Here is a 24,181-nt window from a genome sequence, read left to right as displayed (position 1 = left end):
CCATCGCGTCAAGCCGCACTGGCGAGACGTTGGCGCAGGCCGGCGAGCAGGCCTTCGGCGGCATCGATCACCGCGGCCTGATGAAGCTGCAGGTCTTGCCCGGCCCATTCGTCGATATGGTCCGACAAAGGGTCGACCACTTCGGTACGGTGATTGGCTAGCGTCTCGATGACGGCATGGCCGCAGAACGGCACATAGCCCTCGGAGTAGCCGCCTTCATGGGTCATCATCAGGCGCCCTTGCGAGGTCTCGGCGGCCAGCGCAACCATGCGCGCGGCGAGACGCCTGAAGCATTCGCTGTTGAGCATCATGCGGCCGAGTGGATCGAAGCCGGACGCATCGAAGCCGGAGGCGACGATGACGAGGTCCGGTCTGTAGGCGCGCAGTGCCGGTGCGACAACGCGGTCGAAAGTCGCTTCATAAGCACCGGTGCCGCTGCCGGCCGGCAGCGGGATGTTGATGTTGAAGCCCTCGCCGGCATCTTTCCCGTTGTCGGCCAGCGCACCGCGCCCGGTCGGATAGAGATTGTCCTGGTGCACGGAAATGGTCAGAACCGACGGGTCGGAATAGAACACCGTCTCGGTGCCGTTGCCGTGATGCACATCCCAGTCGACTATCGCCGCGCGCCCGAGCAAGCCTTCATGCTGCAGCCGGCGGACAGCGACGCCAATGTTGGAGAACAGGCAGTTGCCCATCGCCTGGTCGGGCTCGGCATGGTGTCCCGGCGGCCGCGCCAGCGCATAGGCATTGTCGACGCGGCCGGTCAGCACGGCGCGCATCGCGGCATAGGTGGTCCCGGCCGACAGCAGCGCGATGTCAAAACTGTTGAGGCCGATCGGCGCCTGCGGCCCGGCGAAACCGGAGCCGCGTTCGCTGAGCATGCGAATATCGTCGACATGGCGTTGCGTGTGCACGCGCAACAGGTCGTCGACCGAGACCGGCTCGGGGATGATCGGCACCAGATGCCGCGACAGGCCGCTGACCTGGATGAGGTTGTTCAGCCGGCGCTTGGAGCCAGGGGATTCCAGATGCCGGCCGGGTTCCACGAAACGGCCGGGCGGCATCATGTCGGCGCTGGAGCCGGTGTCATGCCACATCAGCTGTTCGTGAAAAACGTAGCCTGTCGCCATGCGCAGCGTCCTCTGAAAACCAGGTGACGCTAGCAGGCTAACGATCAGATGGCCCGACCCGAAAGTGGGGTCGCGCCTCTTATCTATGCCCCTCCTTTCGGAGGGGTATGGGCGCCTGCAGATCCTTGCGCGGCGCGCACCGCCTGCACCCGGTTGGTCACCGCGAGCTTGCCGAAAATGTTCTTCAGATGCCATTTCACCGTGGTCTCGCTCACCGACAACGCCAAGGCGATATCGCGGTTGGACATGCCCTCGGTGAGATAGCGCAGCAGTTCGGCCTCGCGCTGGGTGAGCTGTTCCTTCTCGGCGGCTGGTGCGGCCAGCTTGCGCGTCGCGACAGGCATCGCCTGCGCGGCATCGATGATGCGCGACGCATAGGCTGACAGTGCGGGATCGGTCTTCGCCTGGGCCGCGCGCAGCCGCATCAACCCTTCGACAACAGGCCTTCCCTCGTCGACGAAAGAGCGGATGAAGCCGGAGGGTTGGGCGAGACGCAACGCATTGAGGAGATTGCGGTCGGCCTCGCGTTGGTCGTGGAAGGCGCTGGCCGCCTTGGCGCGCAGGATCAGCGCCAATATATGGCGGCGCATGCGCCCGCTGTCTTTCGTGCGCTCGAGCAGCGCGTCGAAAACCCCCGCGGCAGCGGCATAGGATTTCTCGGCCGTCAGCAGGCGGCCCTCGGCAAAGAACTCGAACTCGTTGGCGGTAGTGATGACCACCGAAGCCTCGGTCCCTTCGCCCCGATGCTCGGCCAGCAGCGCACGCGCCTCGGCAATACGGTTCTGGTCGAGCAGCACACGTATGCGGTCATGCACGATCATCGATGCCAGGCGGCGATACACCGTGCCATGTACGCGTTGATAGACGCGCTCAAGCATATCCAGTGCCGCTTCGGTGCGACCGGTCAGCTGCAGCACGCGGGCATAGGTCGGCACGCTGGCCAGGGGATAGACGATGACCGCCGCGCCCTCGATCTGCGGTCCGAGATTCTCGACCAGGGTCAGCGCTTCGCCCGACGCATTGGTCTCATAGGCAAGTTCCGCAAGCAGCGTGCCGGCCAGGGCCTCGGCATAGGAGTTTGCACCGATCCGCGCCCGAGCCTCGATGATCGCGTTGCGCAGCAGCCGCTCGGCGGCGGGCAAGCGGCCCGCCGAACGCTCGATCACGGCCATGTAGCAATTGGCAATGGTGACGCCGAGCAGGCTGCCGCTTCGCTCATGCGCCCGGCGTGCCGCATCGATGGCGGCGCGTGCGCCGTCGAGGTCACCCAGCGCATAGAGGTTGTAGCCAATGACATTGGCGGTCGCGCCCTCCATGAACCAGGCATCGGGCGCGATGACGCGCAGGGCCGCAAGGGCTGTGGCGCGCGCCTGATCGAACTGCTCCAGCGTGCTGTGAACGGCGGCGGCGAGAACCACGAGCTCGGCCTCGATCGTTGTGCCGGTCATCGTGCCCGGGTCGTTGCTGTCGGTCGGTCCGGCTTCGACCAGCTTGCGCGCATTGCTCAGCGTCTGTTGGGCAATCTCCGGCTGGCTGCTGTGCACCGCCAACCACAGCACGACCAGCTGCAGCCGAATGCGCTGGTCGATCAGCTTCCTCGGCAGCAGTGCCAGCAGCTGGCGCACGTAGAGAAGCTGGCACTGGGCGATGAGGTCGAGCGCATTGTTCTCCACGAACACCGCCGCGCGGGCCTGGTCGCCGGCGGCCAGCGCGTGCCCGATCGCCTCTGTCAGCATCTTGCGCTCGCCGAACCATTCGGCAGCCGCCAGATGCAGCGGCGCGATCATCTCCGGTTCGCGCCGTTCCATTTCGCGGCTAAGGAAATCGCGGAACAGATGATGGTAGCGGAACCAGCGCCGCTCTTCGTCGAGCGGCACCAGGAACAGGTTGCGCGTCTCGATCTCGGTGATCGCCGCTTCGGCGTCGGCCGCGCGCATCACCGCCCGGCAGGGCTCGGCGCTGAAGCGTTCGAAGATCGAGCTGTAGAGCAGGAATTTTGCGATCGCCGGCGGCAGTTCCAGGAACACTTCGCCCATCAGGAAGTCGGCGACGTTTCGGTTGGCGCCGGTAAAATTGCCGATGACGGTTTCCGGTGCATGCGCGGCACTCAGTGACAAAGAGGCCAGTTGCAGGCCGGCGGCCCATCCTTCGGTGCGCGAGCACAAGGTCTCCACCGTGCCGCTGCTGACGCTCAGGCCCAGCTTGTCGTTGAAGAAAGCTTCGGCCTCGGATGAGGCGAAACGCAGATCGTCGGGGCCGATTTCGAAAACGTCGCCAAGCACCCGGAGCTTGCCGAGCTGCAGGTCGGGCAGGCTGCGTGAGCCGATGACGAAAGCAACATTTTCCGGCGCCTGCCGGGTCAGGCGCTCCATGAACCGCTTCACCGCCGGCGCCTCGACGGCGTGGTAATCGTCGAAGAACAGGGTGATGTCGGCCTCGCGCGCCGCCAGACCCGCCACAAGTGCCGCGAGCACGACATCGAGCTGCGGGATGGGGCTCGACTGGAAGGCAAGGTCGAGTTCCGCCGGGCTCTGGACCAGATGGCGCAGCGCGCCCACCAGATGCGATAGGAAGGCGCCCTCATCATTGTCCGTCGCCTCGCAGGACAGCCATGCCGTCAGCCTGCCGTGGCGTGCGATTTCCGCAGCCCATTGCGCCATCGTCGTCGATTTGCCGAAGCCGGCGGGCGCGGCGAACAGCACGATGCGCGTGTCGATATGACGCGCCAGCGTCGACAGAATGGTCTCGCGGCGCACCCATCGGCGATGGTGCGGCGACGCTTGGCTGACGGATTGCGGAGCTGTTCTCATCTAGGTCCGCACAGCCTGTAGCTCTCTGGGGGAGAGTCGCCGCAGCCGCTCCACTCCGCTTCGATCAGCGGAATTTGCGGTGCGGCATCGCGCGGCAAGGTTCCCTTGATACGGGGATCGTCGACGATCTCAAATCCGGTAGCGAAGGGCACGAACCCGCAGGCGCTGTAGAATCCGATGACGCTGTGATGATCGAAGCTGCTTGTATGCAGCCAGATGCGGCTCGGGTTGAGACGCCATGCGAGCTCCAGTGCCCCGGCCATCAGCCGTTTGCCGAAACCGCGGCCGGTCAGGGACGGGAACAGGCCGAAATAGGTGATCTCGATCTCGTTATTGTCGGCGGCGAAGAACTCGACCATGCCGAGATGCGCGCCGGTTTCATCATGGCCGTAGTAGAGATGCTGGCGCGGGTCGGCGAAATGCTCGGTGATTTCGGCATCGGACATTTCGGAAACGCGGTCCCACAGCCAGGGTGCGCCGATCTTGAGAAAGATCGCCCGGTAGGAAACGCAGTCGGGCGTCGTGATCCGTGTCATGCCCAAAGGGCGCGCGAGATCCGGCTGCGGCGTACGCGCTTCCATCCAGGTCACCGCATTGGCAAGCTTGCCAGCCGGCAGGCGATGGTAGCCAATGGCGAGATCGGTGATTTCGGCGGGCATCGTGTCTTCTGTGATCAACGCATTCCTCGTCATGTCTTCCAGAGATAGCAGTATCGGCTTGCTGCATCCGATGCCAACTCCCCCAAGACCATGGCAGCATCGAACGGCAAGTCCTGGACTGAAAGTTTGGCGCGCATGCCTCTTGCATTTCACAGGAATGGCATATGAGATATGATACACCATCCAGATGAAAGTGAAATATGATGCCTGAGCGGATTGCGGATGAGGCCATTCTGAGCGCAGTCGATGATGGCTTCGCCCGACAGGTCGCGTTTCTGCAAGACCTCGTGCGCTTTCCCTCCCAACGTGGCGAGGAACACCCCGCGCAGTCGTTTATGGCCGCCGCCTACGAGGCGGATGGCTACGCGGTCGACATGTGGCGCGTCGATGTCGACGTGATTCGCGACCTGCCGGGTTTTTCCCCCGTGGCGGTCTCTTACGACGATGCCTTCAACGTCGTTGCTACCCACACGCCGCGAAACGCGACCGGCCGCTCGCTGATCCTCAACGGCCATATCGATGTCGTTCCGACCGGACCGCTCGACCGCTGGGTCCGCGATCCCTACGATCCGGCGATCGAGGATGGCTGGATGCATGGCCGCGGCGCCGGCGACATGAAGGCCGGCCTGTCCGCCTGCCTCTATGCGCTGAGCGCCTTGCGTAGCCTTGGCTATCAGCCGGCCGCGAACGTGTATCTCCAGTCGGTGGTCGAGGAGGAATGCACCGGCAATGGCGCGCTTGCATGCCTGCAGCGCGGCTACCGCGCCGACGCCGCCTTCATTCCCGAGCCGCTGGAGCCGCGGCTGATGCGGGCGCAGGTCGGGCCGATCTGGTTCAGGGTCGAGGTCGACGGCGATCCGCAGCATGCGTCGGGTGCATTTTCGGCCGGCGCCAATGCCATTGAAAAAGCCTTCGTCATCATCCAGGCGCTGAAGCAGCTCGAAATCGTCTGGAACGCGCGCAAGGTCGATGATCCGCATTTCCATGATCACCCGCATCCGATCCGCTTCAACCTCGGCAAGATCGAAGGCGGCGAGTGGACATCGAGCGTTCCGGCGCGCTGTGTCTTCGAGATGCGCGTCGCCACCTATCCCGGCCAGAGGCTCGAAGACGCCAGGGCCGAGCTCGAGGCCTGCATTGCCGATGCGGCGCGCGCCGATCCGTTCCTGGCCAACCGACCACCCAAGATGACCTACAATGGCTTCATGGCCGAGGGCTATGTGCTGGAGGGCGCCGACGAGATGGAAGCGGTGCTGCGCCGCAGCCATACCGCCGTGTGGGGCGAGCCGCTGACGGAACACGTCACCTCGGCGACCACCGATGCACGTTTCTTCGGCCTCTATGCCGACACGCCGGCGATCGTCTACGGCCCGATCTGCCGCATGCCGCATGGCTATGACGAGGCCGTCGATCTCGACTCGGTGCGCAAGGTCACCCAGACGATCGCGCTGTTCATCGCCGACTGGTGTGGCCTCGAACCTATCGAGGCTAAGCCATGAATGCGGCGGTGCCCGATGCGTTCGGCGAAACACTCGCCGAGGACGCACCGGGTGTCTCCACGGCCGACGCCCTCGCCATCCTGCGCCGGCACTACGGGCTGACCGGCACCGCGCGTCCGCTGCCTGGCGAACGCGACCACAATTTCCATATTCAGACCGACGGCGAGGGCGAGTTCGTCCTGAAGATCTCCCATCCGGCGGAAGAAGCTGGCTTCACCGACTTCCAGAACAAGGCGCTCGACCACATCCTTGCGGTCGACCCCACCTTGCCGGTTCCCTCGGTGCGCAAAAGCATCGAGGATGAAGCGCAGTTCGCGGTCAGCGTCGCTGGATCGGCGCCGCGCATTATCCGGCTGGTGACCTATCTGTCCGGTCAGTTGCTGTCGCGCTCGCCGACTTCCGAGGCGCAGGATCGCAATCTGGGCATCTTCCTCGCCCGCCTCAGCCGGGCGCTGCGCGGCTTCTTCCATCCGGCCGCCGGCAACGACCTGCTCTGGGACATCCGCAAGGTCGCCAAGACACGGCCGATGATGGCGCACATCACTGATCCGAGTCGGCGGGCGATGGTCGAGCGCGCGATCGACTCCTTCGAGGAGCATGCTGCGCCGGTCATCCCGAGCCTGCGCGCGCAGATCGTCCACAACGACATGAATTCCTACAATGTGGTGATGGATGCTTCGCGGCCGGAGGTCGTGAGCGGCATTCTCGATTTCGGCGACATGATCCATTCGCCGCTGATCTGCGACCTCGCCATCGGCGCCGTCTACCGCTGGCCGGCGGAAGGCCATCCGCTGGCACCGGCAGCGCGCTTTGTCGCAGGTTATCAGTCGCTCCAACCACTGGAGGAGGAAGAGATTGGCATTCTCTTCGATCTGATCCGTGCCCGACTTGCGCTCATCGTCAACATCGCCAGTTGGCAGGCCGAGCGTTTCCCGGCCAAGCGCGACTACGTGCTGCGCCTCGCCACCGAGGTCTGGGCTTCGCTTGAAAAGCTTGATGGTCTGTCGTCCACCGATGCCCGCCGCTATTTTCTCGACCATTCCAATCCGGAGTAGATGCTCGTGCCCCAGTCCTCGCCGTATCCCGCAAATGCCGACGCGGCTGCATCGGAGCGCGCGCTGCTCGAACGCCGCGCCAGGCTGCTCGGGCCGACCTACCGCGCCTTCTACCGCAACCCTATTCATCTGGTGCGCGGCAGCGGTGTGTGGCTCTACGATGCCCAGGGCCGCAAGTTCCTCGACGCCTACAACAACGTCGCCTCGGTCGGCCACTGCCATCCGCGCGTCGTCGAGGCACTGTCCGGGCAGGCCGCAACGCTCAACACCCACACACGCTATCTCAGCGAGATCATCCTCGATTACGCGGAAAAGCTTCTCGGCACCGTTCCGGCCCATCTCGGCCACGCGATGTTCACCTGCACCGGCAGCGAGGCGAACGACCTTGCCATCCGCATTGCCCAGCATTCCAGCGGCGGCACCGGGGTGATCATCACCGATTTCGCCTATCACGGCGCCACCATAGCGACGGCGCAACTGTCGCCGGCGGCGGTCGGGGCAAAGGGGGTACCAGCGCACCACCGCACGGTGGCAGCGCCGGACACGTTCCGCGACCATGGCCGGGCCGCGCATGATTTCGCCGGAAATGTCGCCGCTGCCATAGAGGACATGCGAGCAAAAGGCATCAAGCCGGCGGCGCTGCTTCTCGACTCCGCCTTTTCCAGCGACGGCATCTTCTTTCCCGATGCGGCGGTGATGCGCGAAGCGGCGGATCACGTCAAAAAGGCCGGCGGCATCGTCATCGCCGATGAGGTCCAGTCCGGCTTCGGCCGGCTTGGCCAGGGCATGTGGGGCTTCGCAAACTATGGCATCGAGCCTGACATCGTCTCGATGGGCAAGCCGATCGGCGATGGGCACCCGATGGGCGCCGTGCTCGTGCGGCCGCAGCTTGTCGCCTCCTTCGGTTCGAACACCGGCTACTTCAACACCTTCGGCGGCAACCCGGTCGCGGCCGCTGTCGGCCTCGCCGTTCTCGATGTCATCGAAGGCGAGGGGCTGATCGAGAATGCGCGCAATGTCGGCGCCTATACGAGTGAACTGCTGCGCGCCCTGCAGGGCCGGCACGGCGCGGTCGCTGATGTCAGGCACAACGGCCTCTATTTCGGCGTCGAGCTGACGGCGGACGGCGACGAGGCTCTGGCCGCCACCAAGACATCGGCGGTCGTCGAAGCCATGCGCGAGGACGGCGTGCTGATCTCGTCCTGCGGTCCGCGCGGCAATGTGCTGAAGATCAGGCCGCCACTGCCCTTTGCCAGGGACAATGCCGAGCAACTGGCCGAGACGCTCGATCGCGCTCTGTCGAACTGGTGATCGGAGCGGCCCGCGCATGCTGAAGCTCGAACATCAGACCCTGAATGACCGCGCCTATGGCGCGCTCAAGCAGGAGCTGATTTCCGGCGGCTTCAGCCCGGGCCAGGCGCTGGTCATCCGCAAGCTCGCCGAGACGTTCGGCATCTCGACGACACCGATCCGCGAGGCGCTGCAGAGGCTTGTCGCCGAGCGGCTGCTCGAGATGCAGAACAACCGCTCGGTCATCGTGCCGTTGCTGTCCGCGCCTGCCTTCGAGGAGCTGACGCGCATCCGCATCGCCGTCGAGGGACTGGCGGGCGAGATGGCGGCGACCAGGATGAGCGAAAGCGGGCTGGCTGACATCCAGGCGACGCTCGCCGGCATGCAGCGTGCCATTGAGGCCGGCGACGCCAGGGCCTATCTCTCATTGAACGAGGCGTTCCACTTCGCCATCTACCAGCATGCTGGCGCGCCGATCCTTTTGAACATGATCCGCGACCTCTGGGGGCGGGTCGGGCCTTATCTCAAGCTGCTGATGCAGGCCGATCGCTACATCCCGCAGTCCAACGACGCGCATCGCAAGATCGTCGCCGCACTGGAGCAGCGCAGCGGTCCCACTGTGCGGATTTTCATAGAAGAGGACATCGCCGTGGCGGCCGCTGTGCTGTCTGCAAACCTTGACGCTGCCAGGGAGCCGTCGGCCTAGCTCGTCCCGTCCAGCCGGTCGCGCAGCATGCTCCAGCCGAGCAGCATGTTGGGCGCGTGCCGCAGCACGGCGTGGAACGGTATTGGCGCCGGCGGCGCGAAGGGCAGCGGCAGGTCGCGGGCGTCGGTGCCGGCGGCCCAGTCGGCCAGAACCTTGCCCATCGCCGTCGTCATGGCGATGCCGCGCCCGTTGCAGGCGCGACCGGCGATCAGTCCCGGACCGAGGTCGATCAGGTGCGGCAGGAAATCCGGTTCGACCGCTGCCATTCCCGACCAGCTGTAGGCAAGCGGCGGCAGGTCGGGCAGACCGAGATGCCGGCCGAGCCTTCGCCAGATCGTCTGCGGTACGCGCGTATCCGCACCGGCGCCAAGGATATGCATGCCGCCGCTGATCAGCCGGTTTTCGGCGTCGAAGCGGAAGGTGAACAGATTGCGTCTGGTGTCACCGACACCTTGCCCGCCGGGAAGCAATCGGTTGCGCACTTCACGAGGTAGCGGCGCTGTCGCGATCTGGAAGACTTTCAGCGGGAAGTAGGTTCGCTGCAACGACGGATTGAGGGACCAGCCATAGGCGTTGGTGGCGATCAGCACCTTGCCCGCGCGTACCGAGCCAGAGGGCATTTTCAGCATCCAGCCATCGGCTATGCGATCAACCGAGGTGACGCGCGTCTGCTCGAAGATCTTTGCGCCGGCCTTCTCCGCCGCATCGGCCAATCCGCGCGCATAGGCGACCGGATTGAGCACGCCGCCGGAACGGTCCATCCAGCCGCCGACATAGCCTGGCACGCCTGTCAGGGCTTCGACTTCCTGCCGATCCAATGTGACTGCCGGCCGGCCACGCTGTGCCCACTGCCCGGCACGTGACTTGACTTTTTCAAAGGCGGCAGGCGAATGCGCCGGCTGGATCCATCCGTTCTGCACGGCGTCGCAGTCGATGCCGTGCTGCCGGATCAGGCGGAAAACCAGGTCGGCGCTGCCGGCGGCGAAATCGATCAGCCTTTCGCCACGCGATGGTCCGAGATGGGCCAGTATGTCGGCCGGGTCCATCTTGGCGAAGTTCGGCACGACGAAGCCAGCATTCCTGCCGGTTGCGCCCCAGGCGATGAATTCGGCTTCGAGAACGGCGACGGAAAGGCCTTTGCCGGCGGCGTGCAGCGCGGTTGAAAGGCCCGAAAAGCCGCCGCCGACAATGGCCAGGTCGACATCGAGCTTACCCTGCAGCGCCGGCCGTTCGCGGCGGTCGCGGCTGACGGCAAGCCAGAGTGAAGCGCCATGCGCTTCCTGCCGAACCGCGGCATTCATGACGGGGAAACGCTTTTGGCCGTAGTCACCTTCGTCCGCTTGCCGAGCCAAGGCCGCCGTGGCCTGTCGCCGAACAGCCCGTTCGGCCGGACCAGCAGGATAACGCAGAGCATGACGCCGATGGCGGCGATCTGCAGCGCGGCGGCACGAGCCTGCTGTTCCGGCGGGAACAGGATGCTGGTCAGCGTGCCCGACCCAGCCCATATCGCCCAGACCAGGATGCTGCCGATGACGGCGCCGAGATTGCTGCCCGAGCCGCCCACGATCAGCATCACCCAGACCTGGAAGGTCAGGATCGGCAAATAATTGTCCGGCGCGATGAAGCCGGTGAAATGCGCCTGCAATGCGCCGGCCAGTGCCATGATGGCGCCGCCCACGGCGAAGGCCTGGACGCGATAGAAACGCGCGCTCTTGCCAAGCGAGATCGCCGCCCGCTCATCCTCGCGTAGCGCCTTCAGCACGCGGCCCCACGGGCTGCGCGACAGATGTTCCAAAGCGAGATAGGCGACCAGAGTCACCGCCGCGACCACGGCAAGGTTCGACAGGTTGAACAGCAGCGGCGTCTCGGCAAGGCTGCCGAAGGGGCGCGGGATGAAGCCGATGCCGAACGGGCCGCCGGTCAGTTTCTGCGCGTTGAGCGCGACCAGTTGCACGACGACGGCGACGCCGAAGGTGGTGATCGCCAGATAGTCGGACCTGAGCCGCAGCGTCGCCATGCCAGTTAACGCCGCGGCAATGCCGCCGACGACCATGGCGCCCGCCCAGCCGACAACGATCGGCAGGCCAAGGCCACCCAGCCGCGCGGCGTCGTCGGGAGTGGTCAGCAATGCCGAGGTGTAGGCGCCGATGGCGACGAAGCCGGCAAGGCCGACATTGAACAGGCCGGTCAGGCCCCACTGCAAATTGAGCCCCAGCGTGACCAGCGAAAAGATCAGCGCGGTGGTCAGGAAGAAGGCGCCGTAGCCGATCAGATCCATCAGCGTTCCCTCACACCAAACAGGCCGATCGGCCGCACGAACAGCACCGCCATCAGGATGATGAAGGAGACGGCGGCGCGCCATTCGGCGCCGATCAGCTGCACGGCACCGGCCTCGGCGAGCCCGATGATCAGGCCGCCGAGCACGGCGCCGGGGATGCTGCCGATGCCGCCGAGAATGGCGGCGGCAAACATCGGCAATAGCATGTCGAAGCCCATGAACGGGCGGATCTGCACCAGGATGCCGATCATCACGCCGGCCACGCAGGCCAGCGCCCCGCCGATGACCCAGGTGACGCGCACCACGCTGGCGACGTCGATGCCGACGATGCGGGCCAGTGCCGAGTTCTGGCTCAGGGCCTGCATCGAGCGGCCGGTCTGCGTGCGCGTCATCAACAGATGCACGGCGAGCACCAGCACCGCGGTCAGCAGCAAAAGCGCGATCTGGTCTGATGTGATGCGGATGCCGAAGCCGACCGGCATGGCGATCTGGATCGCCCGGCTGAAATAGGTCGGCCGCGAGGTGAAGGTGAATTCGAGCAGGCTTCTCAGCGCCATCGAGGCACCGAAGCTCGCCATCACCACGATGATCGCCTGGCCTTGCGAGCGCAGCCGCGAAAACAGCACCTTGTCGAGCAGCAGCGCCAGCAAAGCGGTGAACGCCATGCCGACGACCAGCGCGACAATCAGCGGCCAGCCGAAGGACAGCGGTGCGATCGGTGCCACCTTGCCGACTGTCGCGCCGATGGCGCTGACGACGGCCAGCGTCGCATAGGTGCCCCAGGCCATGAAGTCGCCATGGGCAAAGTTCGAGAAGCGCAGGATCGAATAGGTAAGCGTCACGCCGATGGCGCCCAGGCCGATCATCGAACCCGTCAGCAATCCGTCGACGACAAATTGCAAGCTCATGCCCCACCTCCTGTGCCGGACTTGCGGGGGCGCTGGCCGAGATAGAGTTCGGCGACCACCGGATCGTTCCACAGCTCGGAGGCAATGCCCTCGTGCCGGTCTTTGCCTTCGACCAGCACATAGGCGCGGTCGCCGATGGCGAGCGCTGCCTTGGCATTCTGTTCGACGAGCAGGATGGTGACGCCGGACTTGCGGATGTTTGCCAGCATCTCGAACACCATCGAGACGAATTTCGGCGACAGGCCGGCCGACGGCTCGTCTAGCACCAGCACCTTGGGGTGGACGATCAGCGCCCGCGCAACGGCGAGCATCTGCCGTTGTCCGCCCGAGAGGTTGCCGGCGGCGGTGCGGCGCTGGCGGACGAGATCGGGGAAGGCGGCATACATCTCCTCGGTGCGCGCAGGAATCTCGCGCCGCTCAAGGATGCCGCAAGCAACTCTGAGATTGTCCTCGACCGACATCAGTGGGAAGATGTTTTCGGTCTGCGGCACGAAGGCCAGCCCGAGGCGCACCATGGTGTGGGCCGGCGCGGCAGTGATGTCCTTCCCGTCCAGAAATACTGTGCCGCCGGTGATCGGGACGAGGCCGGCGATGGCCTTGATGAAGCTAGACTTGCCGGCGCCGTTGGGGCCGAGCACCACGACGATCTCGCCCTTGGCGACGGTGATCGAGGCGCCGCGCACGATCGGCACGCCGGGCTCGTAGCCGGCTTCGAGGTCGCGGACATCGAGAACGATCTCGCTCATGCTGCGCCTCCGAGATAGGCCTCGATGACGCGCGGGTCGCGAGCGACCTCTTCGGCCGTGCCTTCGCTGAGCAACTGGCCGCTCGCCATGACGAGGACGCGATGGCAGAGCCGCGTCACCATGTCGATATTATGCTCGATCAGCAGGAAGGTGATACCGCGCGCATTGATGTCGCGGATGCGGTCGATGATGACTTCGAGCAGCGTCGCGTTGACGCCGGCCGCCGGTTCGTCGAGCAAGATGATCGCCGGATCGGCCATCATCACGCGGGCGAGTTCGAGCAGCTTGCGCTGACCGCCGGAAAGCACGCGCGCCGGCTCATGCGCGAGATGGGCGAGGGCGACCAGTTCCAGCAGTTCAAGCGCCTTTGTCCTGGCGGCCCTTTCCTGCGCGGCGACGCGCCATGGCGTGACGAAATTGGCAAGCAGCTTTTCGCCGGCCTGACCCTGCGCCGCCAGCATGATGTTTTCGATCAGCGTCAGGTTGGGCAGCGGGCGCGGGATCTGAAACGTGCGGCCAAGGCCACGGCCGATACGCAGATGTGCGGCTTCGCCCGAGACGCTCGTGCCGTTGAGAAGGATTTCGCCGCTGGTCGGCAATATGCTGCCGGCAAGCAGGTCGAACATCGTCGTCTTGCCGGCGCCGTTGGGGCCGATGAGGCCGAGGATTTCGCCCGCTTTGACGTTAAACGAGACGTCGTTGACCGCGACAAGGCCGCCGAACCGCCTGACGACATTCCTTGCCGTCAGAACCGGCGCGCGGATTTCCCCTTGCCGTTTGGTTGCCTCGCTCATCAAACCCTCTGGCCGAAGACGATCGCTGCCGCCTCCTGATTATGATTTGTGATCACACTTGCGTTGATCACGCTATTCGGCTTTAATTTCCTCCGCAAGCCGAAAACCGGCCACGAACGGAATTCCATGCAAAAGGCTGCCATCGAAAAGAACAACGAGGTGATCGCGGCCCAGCTTGCGCCGGTCGGCCGCGAGACCGTGCAGGACCGCGTGTATTCCGAGCTGCGCCGCGCCCTGATTGGCGGCCTGTTCGAACCGAGCCAGGTGCTGACCATCCGTGGCCTGGCTGACGCCTTGGTCACCTCGACCATGCCGGTGCGCGAGGCGCTCGGCCGGCTGATCACGGAAAAGGCGCTGGAGGCGCTGCCCAACCGTTCGGTGCGCGTGCCGCCGATCACGCTGGAACGCCTCGACGATCTCCTGCGGGCTCGCATCCTGATCGAGGGCGAGGCGATCGCGCTGGCCGCCGCCCGCATGGGTCCGCGCCAGATCGCCACCATCGAAACCATCCTCGCCGAATGGGACGAGATGCGGGCTTTGAAACACAAGAAGGACGTCGACCGCGAAGTGACGCTCAACCAGAGCTTTCATTTCGAGATCTACCGCTCCTGCGGTTCGGCCGTGCTGATCCCGATGATCGAGAGCCTGTGGCTGCAATCGGGTCCCTGCATTCGTGTCGCCATCTACGCCTTCTCGGAAGCCGGCGAGGTCGACACCGCCCAATATCACCGCCGCATCGTCACGGCGCTGTCCACGCAGGATGCGCAGGCGGCGCGCGAGTCGCTGGTCGCCGACATCAGCCGACCCTTCACCTTCCTGCGCAGCAAGCTGCAGGCCGCCGCCGTGAAAGACCAGACATGACCGCCATCAGGATCACCGAGCCGCGCTCGCAGCTTTCCGTAACGGCATTGCTGCTGCCCGAGAAGGCGCCGGAAAACGCTGCCTTCCTCTTGGCCTACCTCGGCACGCCACGCGTTGTTCCGGGCATCCATGCGATGTGGACGGGGCCTGAGATTTCCTGTCCGGTTCCATCAGCCGACCTCGAGGGCCAGGCCTATGCAAAACCGTTGCCGGCCGAGAACGCGACGCTGAACCCGCAGCCGGGCGACATCGTACTGTCCTACGTGCCGCCACGCATGTGGGGCGGCAATCCCAATGCGATCTTCGACATTGGCCTCTACTACGGGCAGGGCGCGCGGCTCTTGTTCCCGATAGGCTGGCTGGCCGGCAGTGTGGTGGCGCAGGTGCGCGTCGAAGAGCGTGACCGGTTCGCCGCCGCGTGCGGTGTCATCCGCCGCAACGGCGCCTGCGATGTCACCTTCAGCCTGATGGAGGCCTGACATGGCCGACGACGGTTTCGAGCTGTTCGACCTTCGCGTCGAGGCGATCATCCCCAAGGACAAACCTATCTATTGCGGCGCCAAGGAAGGCGACTATTTCGAGCTCAAGGGCGAGATGCTGTCGATGCCGGCAGGGCAGGGTTTTTCGATCTATTCGATCGCCGCCGTGTTGCCGCTGCTGGCAGCCAAGCAGCGCCCAACCCACCCGAACGACTGGATGACCTCGGACGCCGAGATCGCTTGTCCCGATCCCAATTGCGGCAGCCGGCTGCGGATCGTCAGGGCCGCCAAGCGGCGGTTCAGCCACGCCGAGACGACGGCGGTGCCGCTGCCGAAAGAGGATGACCTTAGATGACCGCCAAGACCTTCGAACTCGGCCCCGGCTACACCATCTCGCGCGTCATTCGCGGCGGCTGGCAGCTGGCTGGCGGCCACGGCGCCATTGATCGCAGCCAGGCGGTGGCCGATCTGATCGCCACTTTCGATGCCGGCATCTGGACCTATGATTGCGCCGACATCTACACCGGCGTCGAGGAGCTGATCGGTGCCGCGCGCCTGCAGCTGGCCAGCGAGCGCGGCCTCGACGTCGCGGCCCGGATGAAGGTGCACACCAAGCTGGTGCCCGACCTCGAACGGCTGGCCAGTATCAGCCGCGACTACATCAGGCGCATCGTCGACCAGTCATTGCGGCGGCTGAAGACCGAGCGGCTCGATCTCGTGCAGTTCCATTGGTGGGACTATGAACAGCCGCGCTATGTCGATGCCATGGGCTGGCTCAACGAGCTTCGGTTGGAGGGCAAGGTGCGCAATCTCGGCACCACCAATTTCGACACGCCAAGGCTCGCCGAGATACTCGCTGCCGGCATCCCACTGGTCAGCCAGCAACTGCAATATTCCGTGCTCGACCAGCGCCCGGGCAACAGCCTGGCCGCGCTCGCAAAACAGAACGGCGTCAGCTTCCTCTGCTATGGCTCAGTTGCCGGCGGCTTCCTCAGCAACAAATGGCTCGGTGCGGCCGAGCCCGCCACGCCGCTCGAAAACCGCTCGCTGGTCAAGTACAAGCTGATCATCGATGATTTTGGCGGCTGGGAGCTGTTCCAGCACCTGCTGCAGGCGCTGAAGGCCGTTGGCGACCGCCACGGCGTTGACGTCGCCACCATCGCCAGCGCCTGGGTGCTGGAGCAGCCGCAAGTGGCGGCGGTCATCGTCGGCGCCCGCAACCAGGCCCACGCCATCGCCAATGCGAAAATCATGGACGTTGCGCTCGACGCCGAGGACCGGGAGCGGATTGCGGCCGTCATCGCGCAAGGCACCGGCCTCGAAGGTGACGTCTACACGCTGGAGCGCGACCGCCGCGGCCGCCACGGTTCGATCATGCATTACAACCTCAATGCGGGGAAGAAATGAGCGGCGAACCCTCCCTGTTTTCACGCGCCAGCGCCGAAATCATCGACCTGCACCGCTTCTTCGTCGACTGGTTCGTCGCCGCGCGAGCCAACACGGTGGACTTCGGCCGCTTCGAACGCGCCATGGGCAAGGACCTCAGCATGGTGGCGCCGGACGGGCAGATCCTCGATCGCGAAGCGGTCGTCGACCATGTCCGCGCAAGCCGTGCTTCCTGCGACGATGGTTTCGCCATTTCGATCGAGGACATCCGGCCCGGCTGGCAGGACGCGGATATTATCGTCGTCCTCTATGTCGAAGCGCAGCTGCGCGCAGGCAAGCACAGCCGCCGTCAATCGAGCGCCGTCTTCACCACCAGTTCATCGGCGCCCAACGGCGTCGAATGGCGACATCTGCATGAAACCTGGCTGCAGGTGCCGGAACGCTGAACAAGCTCCAGAGTTCAAATACAGTCGAGTAACGAAAGGGGAACAACAATGACAAAGACGATACTCCAACTCACCACAGCGCTGGCCCTCGTCACGATGGCGGGTGCTGCTCAGGCCGCCGACTGCAAGATCACCGTCGGCCTCGTCATGGAGCTGACCGGCCCGGCCGGTGAATACGGCCAGGCCGGCGCCAAGTCGGTCGAGATGGCCTTCCGCGACATCAACGGAGCCGGCGGAGTGCGCGGCTGCGATCTCGTCACCGACACGCGCGACAGCCAGAGCCAGGGCAACATCGCGGTCGACGCCGCCACTCAGCTTGTGCAGGTCAAGAAAGTGCCTGTGATCATCGGCGGCATCATTTCTTCGGTGTCGATCCCAATCCTGACATCGGTCACGGCACCGGCCAAGATCGTCCAGGTCTCCCCGGCATCGTCCTCGCCGACGCTCACCGCGCTCGGCCGCGACGGCAAGACCAACGGCATCTTCTTCCGCACCATCACCTCCGATGCGCTACAGGGTGTCGCCGCCGCCAAATATGCCATCGACAAGGGTTTCAAGAAGCTGTCGATCATCCACGTCAACAACGATTTCGGCGTCAACATGGTGGCCGAATTCTCGCGTGCCTACAAAGCGCTCGGCGGCACCATCGTCTCCGACACGCCTTACAATGAAAAGCAGTCGAGCTATGCCTCCGAAGTCACCGCGGCAATGGCCGGTGAACCGGACGGTCTCTACCTCGTCAGCACACCGGTCGACGGCGCCACGGTCGCCCGCACCTGGATCTCGCAGGGCGGCGTGCAGAAATTCCTGCTCAATGACGGCATGAACAGCCCGGACTTCATCGAATCCGTCGGCGCCGATTATCTGAAGGAAGCTTACGGCACGTCGTCCGGCACCAGCCCGACGGCCTCGACGGAGTATTTCACCAAGAACTATAAGGAATTCTCCGGCATCGAACCGACCAATCCGGCAGCCGACCGTTCCTATGACGCCGGCGCGATTGTTGGCCTCGCCATCGCCATTGCCGGCTCTGAGGACCCGGCCAAGATCAAGGACGCGATGTACAAGGCGGTCGATCCGGCCGGCACGCCGATCTTTGCTGGCAAGGAAGAGTTCGCCAAGGCGCTCGGCCTGATCAAGGACGGCAAGCCGATCCGCTACGAAGGCGTCATCGGCCCGGTCGCCTTCGATAAATATGGCGACATCACAGGCCCGTTCCGGCTGTGGAAGATCGTCGACGGCAAGGTAGCGACGGACGGTGAAATGACCACCGACGATGTCAACGCCTTGCAGGCCAAGCTTCAGTAAGCATCATTCCGTTTGGTCCGGCATCGATTATGTCAGCATCGATGCCGGGCCAAGAATATGGCTGCCTCATTGCGGCGCTCTTGCCCGGCACTCACGTCCGTTCCGTCGCAACTTGCCTGGGGATGAGAAAGCGGGCGGCGAGCACGCAGAGCAGCACGGTGAACATCAGGATCAGCGCCACCAGCGCATTGATATCGGGTGAGAAGCCAAGCCGCATCATCGCCCACAGCCTGACCGGCAGCGTGCTTTGCGTGCCAGTGACCAGGATGGTGATCATGGTCTCGTCGAATGACAGGGCGAAGGCCAGGATGGCGCCGCCGACCATGGCGCTCGACAGGTTCGGCAGGATGATGCGCCAGAAGGTCTGCCAGCCCGTGGCACCGAGATCGTAGGACGCTTCAACCAGCGTGCGGCTCATCGACTGCAGCCGCATCAGTACCGTGCGGTAGACTATCGCCAACACGAAAACCGTATGGCCGATAACGACCGTCAGCAGCGAGCGTTCGAGGCCGATCTCGCGGAAGAAGATCAGCAGCGCCAGGCCGCTGATGATCGGCGGCATCAGGAACGGCAGGAAGATGATGAACTGCAGCAGCGAGCGTCCGGAACGGCGCCCATGATAATAGAGCGCCAGCAGCGTTCCGCTGACCACCGACAGGATGACGGTGCAGACGCCGACGATCAGCGTCGTGCGCAGAGCGACCAATATGTCGTGGTTTTCAGCCAGCGCCACATAGGTCGACAGGGTCGGCGACGACCAGTCGACGGAGCCATGCGAAATGGTGAAGAACGACGACACGATCGGCACGAACAGTGGGCTGTAGAGCAGCACCGCAACCAGTGTCGTGATCACGGCCAGAAAGATCGTGGACAGTCGGGGCAGGGCGCTCATACCGAAGTCCCCGGGTTGCGGCCAAAGCGTTCGCCGACGAGGATTGCGGCGATCACCACGACGGCCAGCGCCACCGACAGCGCCGCGCCGAACGGCCAGTTATAGGCCGTGCCGAACTGGCTGTAGAGGATGCGGCCGAAGGTGAAGCCGCTGATGCCGCCGACCATTTGCGGCGTCAGGAAATCGCCGATCGCCAGCACGAAGACGAAGCTCGCCGCCGAAGCGACGCCGGGCAGGCTGAGCGGCAAGGTGATGCGCAGGAAGGTCTGCAAGCCGCTCGCGCCGAGATCGTCGGATGCGCGCAGCAGCACCTGCGGAATCCGCTCCAGCGACAGGAAGATCGGCAGGATGGCGAAGGGGATCAGGAGCAGGGTCAGCGTCAAAAGGATGGCGTTCATGTTGAACACAAAAAGCGTCGACGGTTCCTGCAGGATACCAAGCGCCACCAGCGCCTTGTTGAGGAAGCCGTTGAGGCCCAGGATGCTGCGGATCGCATAGATCTTGATGACGTAGCTCATCAGCAGTGGCACCAGCAGCAGCATCAGCAAGGCGTAGCGCCAGCGGCCTTTCAGCGTCGTCAGGAAATAGGCGGCGGGATAGGCAAGCAGGATGCAGATGATGGCCACCGACACGCACAGCACGATGGTGTTCCAGAACACCGGCAGAAAGACCGGATCGGTGAAGAACCTGACATAGTTGCCCAGCGACAAGCCGTAGACGATCGTGCCCTGGTCGACGCTGAAGAAACTGTAGCCGAGGAAGATCGCCAGCGGCACCAGGACGAAGACCACCGGCAAGGCAAACGCCAGCACCGTCACCAGCAGTGACAGCCGTCTTTCCGCAGGCAGTGTCGATCCGGCTTCGCTCATGCCAGCACCAGATGGCCTTCATGCGGCGCAAACGAAAGCGATACAGCCTCGCCGGATTTGAGCGCGCTGCCGTCGACGCGGCTAGGCACGCGCAGCCGCAAGCGCTGCGCGGCATTGTCGGCGCCGGCCATGATGGTGGCGACGGTCGACGAGCCGGCAAAGGCCAGATCGGAGATCGTGCCGGAAAAACGGTTGTCGGTGTCCTTTGCATCCGCAAGGTGCAAGGCTTCTGGACGGAACGCGGCGTAAGCGCTGGCGCCTTCCGCTGCGGCTTTCAAATGCGGCTGGTCGCTGATCGAACAGATGAGGCGCCCGAGCGCCGTCTCGATCGATCGCAGCTCGCCCTGGACCGGTCCGAGTTTCCCGGCCACCAGATTGTTCTCGCCGAAGAAACGCGCGACGAATTCGCAATTCGGTCTGTAGTAAAGGTCGTGCGGCGTGCCGAGCTGGCGGATATGGCCGGCCTCCATGACGCAGATCCGGTCGGCCATGCCGATGGCTTCTTCCTGGTCATGGGTGACGAACAGGAAGGTGGTCCTGATTTCGCGCTGGATGGACTTTAGGAACACCTGCATCTGCCGGCGCAGTTCGAGGTCGAGTGCGGCGAGCGGCTCATCGAGCAGGATCAGGCGCGGCTGGCAGATCAGCGCACGGGCGAGTGCGACGCGCTGGCGCTGACCGCCGGAGAGCTGCGCCGGAAAGCGGTCGGCGAAACGCCCGAGCTGGACCAGTTCCAGCGCCTCCGCGACTCGGCGCGCGATTTCCTTGCGCTGGACATGGCGAACCGAAAGCCCGTAACCGACATTGCCGGAAACGGTCAGGTGCGGGAACAGCGCATAGTCCTGAAACACGGTGTTGAACGGCCGCCGGTTGATCGGCATGCGGCTGATGTCTTGCCCATCCAGGCGTATCTCGCCCGACGTCAGGGGTTCCAGCCCGCCGATCAGCCGCAGCACCGTGGTCTTGCCGGAGCCGGATGGTCCAAGAACGGTGAGGAACTCACCGTCCTTGATCGACAGGTCGATGTCGTGCAGCACGGGGACCGTGCCGTAGGATTTCGAGACGGACCGCAGCGTCAAGAGGTCGGTGTTCTGGTTCATGAAATACTCTCGCATACGCTTCGGCGGTCCGGAACCTCCGGACCGCCGGGTCCTTCGAAGGCAGAGGGCACAAAGATCAGGGCGTTGCCTTGACCTCGTTCCACATGTCCGAACGCTTGAGCGGGTCCTCGACATTGTTGAGCCAGACCAGCTTGTCGTTGCCGCCGGCGCTGCCGGTTTCCGTCACCGTGTTGCCGAAGCCGGTGCGCTCGGAAAGCTCGCCGCCGACCCTCTTGCTCAGCATGAAATCGATCCATTTCTCGGCTGCCGCATTATCACGGACACCCTTGGAAATGACCCAGTTGTCGAGCCAGGCAAGCGCGCCCTCGCTCGGATTGACATAGGCGACATGGGCGCCGATCTTCTGCAGCGCCTTGACCTGCTGCTGGCCGTAATTGGCCCAGATCAGGGCCACATCATTGTTTTGGTAGATCTGCTGCGCCTCGTCGGCGGTGGTGTAGAAGCTGAGCACGTTGCGCTTGAGTTCGACCAGCTTGGCCTTGACTGCAGCCATCTGCTCTTCATTGAGGTTGAACGGATCCTTGTAGCCGAGCGTCAGTGCGGTGAACGAGAAATTGTGCTCGCCATTATCATACGCCAGCACCTTGCCCTTGTAGGCCGGGTCCCACAGAACCGACATCGAGGTCGGCGCCGGCTTGATCTTGTCGGTGTCGTAGATCAGGCCGATGGAGTCGAAGCAGAACGGAATGCCGTAGACCTTGCCGTCCTTGGTCACGCCGCTGACCGCCGTCAGGTCGCGGAAGCGCGGCAGCACGTCTTTCTGGTTGGCGAGCTTGGTGACGTCGATCGGCGACACCAGGTCAGCCTTGATGTAGCGCTGCAACTGGGCGGTGTTGACAGCAAAGACGTCGAAGTCCTGGCCCTCGCTGCCCTTGATCTTGGCCCAGATCTCGTCGTCGCTGCCGATGAAGACGACATCGACGCCGATGCCGGTCGCGGCGGTGAAGTCCTTGACCCAGTCGGCATCGGCGTAGCCGTCCCAGGCCAGTACCCGAAGGTTCGCGGCGAGCGCCGCCGATGTCATCAGGCCGATGCTGAGCCCGATTGTCGCTAGTCTTAAAAACGCTTTCCTCAGTCCCATTTTTAATCTCCCATTATCGTTCTGGTGGACCGTAATTTTCGGGCCTGCGCCGTCACAGCTGGGTAACAGCGACCAGTCCCTCGTCCGGCACCGACACCATCCGGTTGCGCAGTGGCTTGCCGAACGTCTGTGCCTGGATTTCATACTCGTCGCCGGAAGCCGTCTTGACGCCGGAGGCGTAGCTCATCACCGCCGCGCCGAAGAAATAGGCGTGCAGGTCGCCCGCCCTGCGGTGCATCGGGTAGCGGAAATGGAAGTGTTCGAGATTGGCGATCGAGTGCGACATGTGCGCTTCACCCGACAGGAACTCCTGCTCCCAGATAACAGTGCCGTTGCGTAGGATGCGCGAATGGCCGCGCACTTCTTCGGGCAGGTCACCGATCAGCAGTTCCGGACCAATCGAGCAGGAGCGCAGCTTGGAATGGGCGAGATAAAGGTAGTTCTCGCCCTCCGTCACGTGGTCGGAATATTCGTTTCCGAGCGCATAGCCGATGCGATAGGGATGGCCATCGGGTCCATTGACATAAAGCCCGACGATCTCGGCTTCCTCTGCACCGGCTTTCGCGAATGCCGGCATCGGCAGCGGTGCGCCGGGCGGGACAACGCAGGTGCCGACGCCCTTGAAGAACCACTCTGGCTGAATCCCGATCTTGCCGGAGCCAGGCTTGCCGCCCTCCAGCCCCATGCGGAAGATTTTCAAGGAATCGGATTCGTCGGCACCTTCGCCATGGGTCAGAACATGCATCTGGTTGCGCGCGGCGGCACTTCCGGTGTGGGTGAGGCCGGTGCCGGTGACCAGGAAGCGCGCCGGTTCGGGATGGTCGACCGGAGCGAGCACCTGCCCATCGCGCAACAGTTGGTCGTAGTCGATTTTCGCCGTGCCGGTCCGCTTCTCGACCAGCGCTGCGATCGACGTGCCCTGGGCAATTGCCGCTTCGGCCAGTTCCAGCACGCTGCTGGTCTTTTCGAGCGGGTGCAGATGATTGCCGTCATCGCAGACGCGGCCCACCCGTCTGCTGCCGTCGGCCATTCTGAACTGAACAAGACGCATGAACTAACCTTCTTCCTTTGAAACCGTACGGATCACACCCAGCCCGCATCGACGATGAACTGCTGGCTCGTGCACATGCGGCTGTCGTCGGCGGCGAGGAACAGCGCCATGCGCGCGATATCGGAGGGTTGCAGCCGGTCGGGCAGGCACTGCCTTTCCGCGATCTGGCGTTCGCCGGCCGGGTCCAGCCACAGGCGCATCTGGCGCTCTGTCATCACCCAGCCCGGCACCATGCAGTTGACGCGGATGCGCTCAGGGCCAAGCTCGCGGGCCAGCGCCCGCGTCATGCCGTAAATACCCGCTTTCGCGGTGACATAGGCTGGGCAATCCGGATCGCCGACCATCCAGGTGATGGAGCCGAAGTTGATGATCGAGCCGCCGCCCTGCGCGCTCATCTGCGGACGCACTGCCTGCGCCGCGAAAAACTGGTGGCGCAGATTGACCGCCATGCGGTCGTCCCAATAGGCAACCGTCACATCCTTGGTCTGGTGGCGGTCGTCATTGCCGGCATTGTTGCACAGCGCTTGGATGGGGCCATTGTGCTGCATTGCCTGCACGGTTGCCGCCTGCAACTCTTCGACGTTGCGCAGGTCGCATGGAATGAACAGCGGCGCGGCATGTCCGTCGGCCGCAATCGCGTCGACCAGACGTTGGGATGGTTCTTCGGCCATGTCAACGAAGGCGACGCGGCTGCCCTGGGCGCAGAAATGGCGCACCAGGCTTTCGCCGATGCCGCTGCCGCCGCCTGTTATGAAGACGCTGCGGCCCTTGAGGCTTGGATAGATCGCGTAGCCGATTTCATCCGTCATCGC

Annotated in this window: 24 protein-coding genes; 10 read left to right on the top strand and 14 right to left on the bottom strand. The window is 64.2% G+C overall.

Features of this window, described 5'->3' with window-relative positions; genetic code table 11:
* Positions 1–8: 8 nt before the first annotated feature.
* The 3 genes from RPF88_RS15760 to RPF88_RS15750 form a co-directional block, all read right to left on the bottom strand.
* The gene (locus RPF88_RS15760) at positions 9–1,130 is read right to left on the bottom strand and encodes a class II histone deacetylase (protein WP_013532992.1); all 1,122 of its coding nucleotides are present in this window, start codon (positions 1,128–1,130) and stop codon (positions 9–11) included.
* A gap of 83 nt (positions 1,131–1,213) precedes the next feature.
* Positions 1,214–3,940: a LuxR C-terminal-related transcriptional regulator gene (locus tag RPF88_RS15755; RefSeq protein ID WP_063167562.1), complete on the bottom strand. Its 2,727-nt coding sequence runs from the start codon at positions 3,938–3,940 to the stop codon at positions 1,214–1,216.
* A complete protein-coding gene (locus RPF88_RS15750; protein WP_244514272.1) occupies positions 3,937–4,599 on the bottom strand; it encodes a GNAT family N-acetyltransferase in 663 nt (220 codons plus the stop codon). The genes RPF88_RS15755 and RPF88_RS15750 overlap by 4 nt, the downstream gene beginning before the upstream one ends.
* A 203-nt stretch (positions 4,600–4,802) precedes the next feature.
* Between RPF88_RS15750 and RPF88_RS15745 the strand changes: the two genes are divergently transcribed.
* From RPF88_RS15745 to RPF88_RS15730, 4 genes are read left to right on the top strand one after another with little or no spacing between them, the layout of a single operon-like run.
* Positions 4,803–6,098 (top strand): ArgE/DapE family deacylase, encoded by a 1,296-nt coding sequence (locus tag RPF88_RS15745; RefSeq protein ID WP_337122670.1) that lies wholly within the window; start codon positions 4,803–4,805, stop codon positions 6,096–6,098.
* Complete coding sequence (locus RPF88_RS15740; protein ID WP_063167563.1) at positions 6,095–7,153, top strand: phosphotransferase; 1,059 nt, start codon at positions 6,095–6,097, stop codon at positions 7,151–7,153. Before RPF88_RS15745 ends, RPF88_RS15740 begins: the two co-directional genes overlap by 4 nt.
* Positions 7,154–8,464: an aspartate aminotransferase family protein gene (locus RPF88_RS15735; RefSeq protein WP_063167564.1), complete on the top strand. Its 1,311-nt coding sequence runs from the start codon at positions 7,154–7,156 to the stop codon at positions 8,462–8,464.
* 16 nt (positions 8,465–8,480) lie between these two features.
* A complete protein-coding gene (locus RPF88_RS15730) occupies positions 8,481–9,149 on the top strand; it encodes a GntR family transcriptional regulator (protein ID WP_024502527.1) in 669 nt (222 codons plus the stop codon).
* On the opposite strand, the gene RPF88_RS15725 is transcribed toward RPF88_RS15730, so the two are convergent.
* The 5 genes from RPF88_RS15725 to RPF88_RS15705 are packed head-to-tail and all read right to left on the bottom strand — an operon-like array spanning position 9,146 to position 13,875.
* Entirely contained in the window at positions 9,146–10,450 is a 1,305-nt protein-coding gene (locus RPF88_RS15725) for an NAD(P)/FAD-dependent oxidoreductase (protein ID WP_063171574.1), read from the bottom strand. The genes RPF88_RS15730 and RPF88_RS15725 overlap by 4 nt on opposite strands.
* Positions 10,447–11,430 (bottom strand): branched-chain amino acid ABC transporter permease, encoded by a 984-nt coding sequence (locus tag RPF88_RS15720; RefSeq protein WP_027163899.1) that lies wholly within the window; start codon positions 11,428–11,430, stop codon positions 10,447–10,449. The genes RPF88_RS15725 and RPF88_RS15720 overlap by 4 nt, the downstream gene beginning before the upstream one ends.
* Entirely contained in the window at positions 11,427–12,335 is a 909-nt protein-coding gene (locus RPF88_RS15715; protein WP_063167566.1) for a branched-chain amino acid ABC transporter permease, read from the bottom strand. The genes RPF88_RS15720 and RPF88_RS15715 overlap by 4 nt, the downstream gene beginning before the upstream one ends.
* A complete protein-coding gene (locus tag RPF88_RS15710) occupies positions 12,332–13,081 on the bottom strand; it encodes a branched-chain amino acid ABC transporter ATP-binding protein (RefSeq protein WP_063167567.1) in 750 nt (249 codons plus the stop codon). Before RPF88_RS15710 ends, RPF88_RS15715 begins: the two co-directional genes overlap by 4 nt.
* Positions 13,078–13,875: an ABC transporter ATP-binding protein gene (locus RPF88_RS15705; RefSeq protein ID WP_337122669.1), complete on the bottom strand. Its 798-nt coding sequence runs from the start codon at positions 13,873–13,875 to the stop codon at positions 13,078–13,080. Before RPF88_RS15705 ends, RPF88_RS15710 begins: the two co-directional genes overlap by 4 nt.
* A gap of 126 nt (positions 13,876–14,001) precedes the next feature.
* Between RPF88_RS15705 and RPF88_RS15700 the strand changes: the two genes are divergently transcribed.
* The 6 genes from RPF88_RS15700 to RPF88_RS15675 are packed head-to-tail and all read left to right on the top strand — an operon-like array spanning position 14,002 to position 18,355.
* Positions 14,002–14,736 carry a GntR family transcriptional regulator gene (locus tag RPF88_RS15700; protein WP_082826661.1) on the top strand — a complete coding sequence of 245 codons (735 nt, stop codon included), beginning with the start codon at positions 14,002–14,004 and terminating at the stop codon, positions 14,734–14,736.
* Positions 14,733–15,215, top strand: a complete 483-nt coding sequence (locus tag RPF88_RS15695) for a DUF3830 family protein (RefSeq protein WP_013532979.1) — start codon at positions 14,733–14,735, stop codon at positions 15,213–15,215. Before RPF88_RS15700 ends, RPF88_RS15695 begins: the two co-directional genes overlap by 4 nt.
* 1 nt (position 15,216) lies before the next feature.
* Entirely contained in the window at positions 15,217–15,570 is a 354-nt protein-coding gene (locus RPF88_RS15690; RefSeq protein WP_013532978.1) for a TIGR04076 family protein, read from the top strand.
* On the top strand, positions 15,567–16,622 hold the full coding sequence (locus RPF88_RS15685; RefSeq protein ID WP_063167569.1) for an aldo/keto reductase: 1,056 nt from the start codon (positions 15,567–15,569) through the stop codon (positions 16,620–16,622). The genes RPF88_RS15690 and RPF88_RS15685 overlap by 4 nt, the downstream gene beginning before the upstream one ends.
* The gene (locus RPF88_RS15680) at positions 16,619–17,047 is read left to right on the top strand and encodes a DUF4440 domain-containing protein (protein ID WP_063167570.1); all 429 of its coding nucleotides are present in this window, start codon (positions 16,619–16,621) and stop codon (positions 17,045–17,047) included. The genes RPF88_RS15685 and RPF88_RS15680 overlap by 4 nt, the downstream gene beginning before the upstream one ends.
* A gap of 48 nt (positions 17,048–17,095) precedes the next feature.
* Positions 17,096–18,355, top strand: a complete 1,260-nt coding sequence (locus RPF88_RS15675; protein WP_013532975.1) for an ABC transporter substrate-binding protein — start codon at positions 17,096–17,098, stop codon at positions 18,353–18,355.
* Between the two features lie 91 nt (positions 18,356–18,446).
* Here RPF88_RS15675 and RPF88_RS15670 read toward each other — a convergent pair whose 3' ends face one another.
* The 6 genes from RPF88_RS15670 to RPF88_RS15645 form a co-directional block, all read right to left on the bottom strand.
* Positions 18,447–19,247, bottom strand: a complete 801-nt coding sequence (locus RPF88_RS15670; protein ID WP_063167571.1) for an ABC transporter permease — start codon at positions 19,245–19,247, stop codon at positions 18,447–18,449.
* On the bottom strand, positions 19,244–20,116 hold the full coding sequence (locus tag RPF88_RS15665; protein WP_063167572.1) for an ABC transporter permease: 873 nt from the start codon (positions 20,114–20,116) through the stop codon (positions 19,244–19,246). The genes RPF88_RS15670 and RPF88_RS15665 overlap by 4 nt, the downstream gene beginning before the upstream one ends.
* The gene (locus tag RPF88_RS15660) at positions 20,113–21,216 is read right to left on the bottom strand and encodes an ABC transporter ATP-binding protein (RefSeq protein WP_063167573.1); all 1,104 of its coding nucleotides are present in this window, start codon (positions 21,214–21,216) and stop codon (positions 20,113–20,115) included. The genes RPF88_RS15665 and RPF88_RS15660 overlap by 4 nt, the downstream gene beginning before the upstream one ends.
* A 76-nt stretch (positions 21,217–21,292) precedes the next feature.
* Positions 21,293–22,318: an ABC transporter substrate-binding protein gene (locus RPF88_RS15655; protein ID WP_063167574.1), complete on the bottom strand. Its 1,026-nt coding sequence runs from the start codon at positions 22,316–22,318 to the stop codon at positions 21,293–21,295.
* Positions 22,319–22,370: 52 nt separating this feature from the next.
* Positions 22,371–23,369: an AraD1 family protein gene (gene araD1, locus RPF88_RS15650; RefSeq protein ID WP_063167575.1), complete on the bottom strand. Its 999-nt coding sequence runs from the start codon at positions 23,367–23,369 to the stop codon at positions 22,371–22,373.
* Between the two features lie 32 nt (positions 23,370–23,401).
* Complete coding sequence (locus RPF88_RS15645; RefSeq protein WP_063167576.1) at positions 23,402–24,178, bottom strand: SDR family NAD(P)-dependent oxidoreductase; 777 nt, start codon at positions 24,176–24,178, stop codon at positions 23,402–23,404.
* Between the last annotated feature and the right edge of the window lie 3 nt (positions 24,179–24,181).

The sequence above is a fragment of the Mesorhizobium sp. ISC11 genome, assembly GCF_037162595.1.
GTDB classification, from domain to species: domain Bacteria; phylum Pseudomonadota; class Alphaproteobacteria; order Rhizobiales; family Rhizobiaceae; genus Mesorhizobium; species Mesorhizobium ciceri.
This window is presented reverse-complemented; position numbering and strand designations above follow the sequence as displayed.

Excerpts from the sequence above, each read along its gene's own strand:
- RPF88_RS15760 (WP_013532992.1), bottom strand. The coding sequence starts at position 1,130 with ATGGCGACAGGCTACGTTTTTCACGAACAGCTGATGTGGCATGACACC.
- RPF88_RS15755 (WP_063167562.1), bottom strand. The coding sequence starts at position 3,940 with ATGAGAACAGCTCCGCAATCCGTCAGCCAAGCGTCGCCGCACCATCGC.
- RPF88_RS15750 (WP_244514272.1), bottom strand. The coding sequence starts at position 4,599 with ATGCCCGCCGAAATCACCGATCTCGCCATTGGCTACCATCGCCTGCCG.
- RPF88_RS15745 (WP_337122670.1), top strand. The coding sequence starts at position 4,803 with ATGCCTGAGCGGATTGCGGATGAGGCCATTCTGAGCGCAGTCGATGAT.
- RPF88_RS15740 (WP_063167563.1), top strand. The coding sequence starts at position 6,095 with ATGAATGCGGCGGTGCCCGATGCGTTCGGCGAAACACTCGCCGAGGAC.
- RPF88_RS15735 (WP_063167564.1), top strand. The coding sequence starts at position 7,154 with ATGCTCGTGCCCCAGTCCTCGCCGTATCCCGCAAATGCCGACGCGGCT.
- RPF88_RS15730 (WP_024502527.1), top strand. The coding sequence starts at position 8,481 with ATGCTGAAGCTCGAACATCAGACCCTGAATGACCGCGCCTATGGCGCG.
- RPF88_RS15725 (WP_063171574.1), bottom strand. The coding sequence starts at position 10,450 with ATGAATGCCGCGGTTCGGCAGGAAGCGCATGGCGCTTCACTCTGGCTT.
- RPF88_RS15715 (WP_063167566.1), bottom strand. The coding sequence starts at position 12,335 with ATGAGCTTGCAATTTGTCGTCGACGGATTGCTGACGGGTTCGATGATC.
- RPF88_RS15710 (WP_063167567.1), bottom strand. The coding sequence starts at position 13,081 with ATGAGCGAGATCGTTCTCGATGTCCGCGACCTCGAAGCCGGCTACGAG.
- RPF88_RS15705 (WP_337122669.1), bottom strand. The coding sequence starts at position 13,875 with ATGAGCGAGGCAACCAAACGGCAAGGGGAAATCCGCGCGCCGGTTCTG.
- RPF88_RS15700 (WP_082826661.1), top strand. The coding sequence starts at position 14,002 with ATGCAAAAGGCTGCCATCGAAAAGAACAACGAGGTGATCGCGGCCCAG.
- RPF88_RS15695 (WP_013532979.1), top strand. The coding sequence starts at position 14,733 with ATGACCGCCATCAGGATCACCGAGCCGCGCTCGCAGCTTTCCGTAACG.
- RPF88_RS15690 (WP_013532978.1), top strand. The coding sequence starts at position 15,217 with ATGGCCGACGACGGTTTCGAGCTGTTCGACCTTCGCGTCGAGGCGATC.
- RPF88_RS15685 (WP_063167569.1), top strand. The coding sequence starts at position 15,567 with ATGACCGCCAAGACCTTCGAACTCGGCCCCGGCTACACCATCTCGCGC.
- RPF88_RS15680 (WP_063167570.1), top strand. The coding sequence starts at position 16,619 with ATGAGCGGCGAACCCTCCCTGTTTTCACGCGCCAGCGCCGAAATCATC.
- RPF88_RS15675 (WP_013532975.1), top strand. The coding sequence starts at position 17,096 with ATGACAAAGACGATACTCCAACTCACCACAGCGCTGGCCCTCGTCACG.
- RPF88_RS15670 (WP_063167571.1), bottom strand. The coding sequence starts at position 19,247 with ATGAGCGCCCTGCCCCGACTGTCCACGATCTTTCTGGCCGTGATCACG.
- RPF88_RS15665 (WP_063167572.1), bottom strand. The coding sequence starts at position 20,116 with ATGAGCGAAGCCGGATCGACACTGCCTGCGGAAAGACGGCTGTCACTG.
- RPF88_RS15660 (WP_063167573.1), bottom strand. The coding sequence starts at position 21,216 with ATGAACCAGAACACCGACCTCTTGACGCTGCGGTCCGTCTCGAAATCC.
- RPF88_RS15655 (WP_063167574.1), bottom strand. The coding sequence starts at position 22,318 with ATGGGACTGAGGAAAGCGTTTTTAAGACTAGCGACAATCGGGCTCAGC.
- araD1 (WP_063167575.1), bottom strand. The coding sequence starts at position 23,369 with ATGCGTCTTGTTCAGTTCAGAATGGCCGACGGCAGCAGACGGGTGGGC.
- RPF88_RS15645 (WP_063167576.1), bottom strand. The coding sequence starts at position 24,178 with ATGACGGATGAAATCGGCTACGCGATCTATCCAAGCCTCAAGGGCCGC.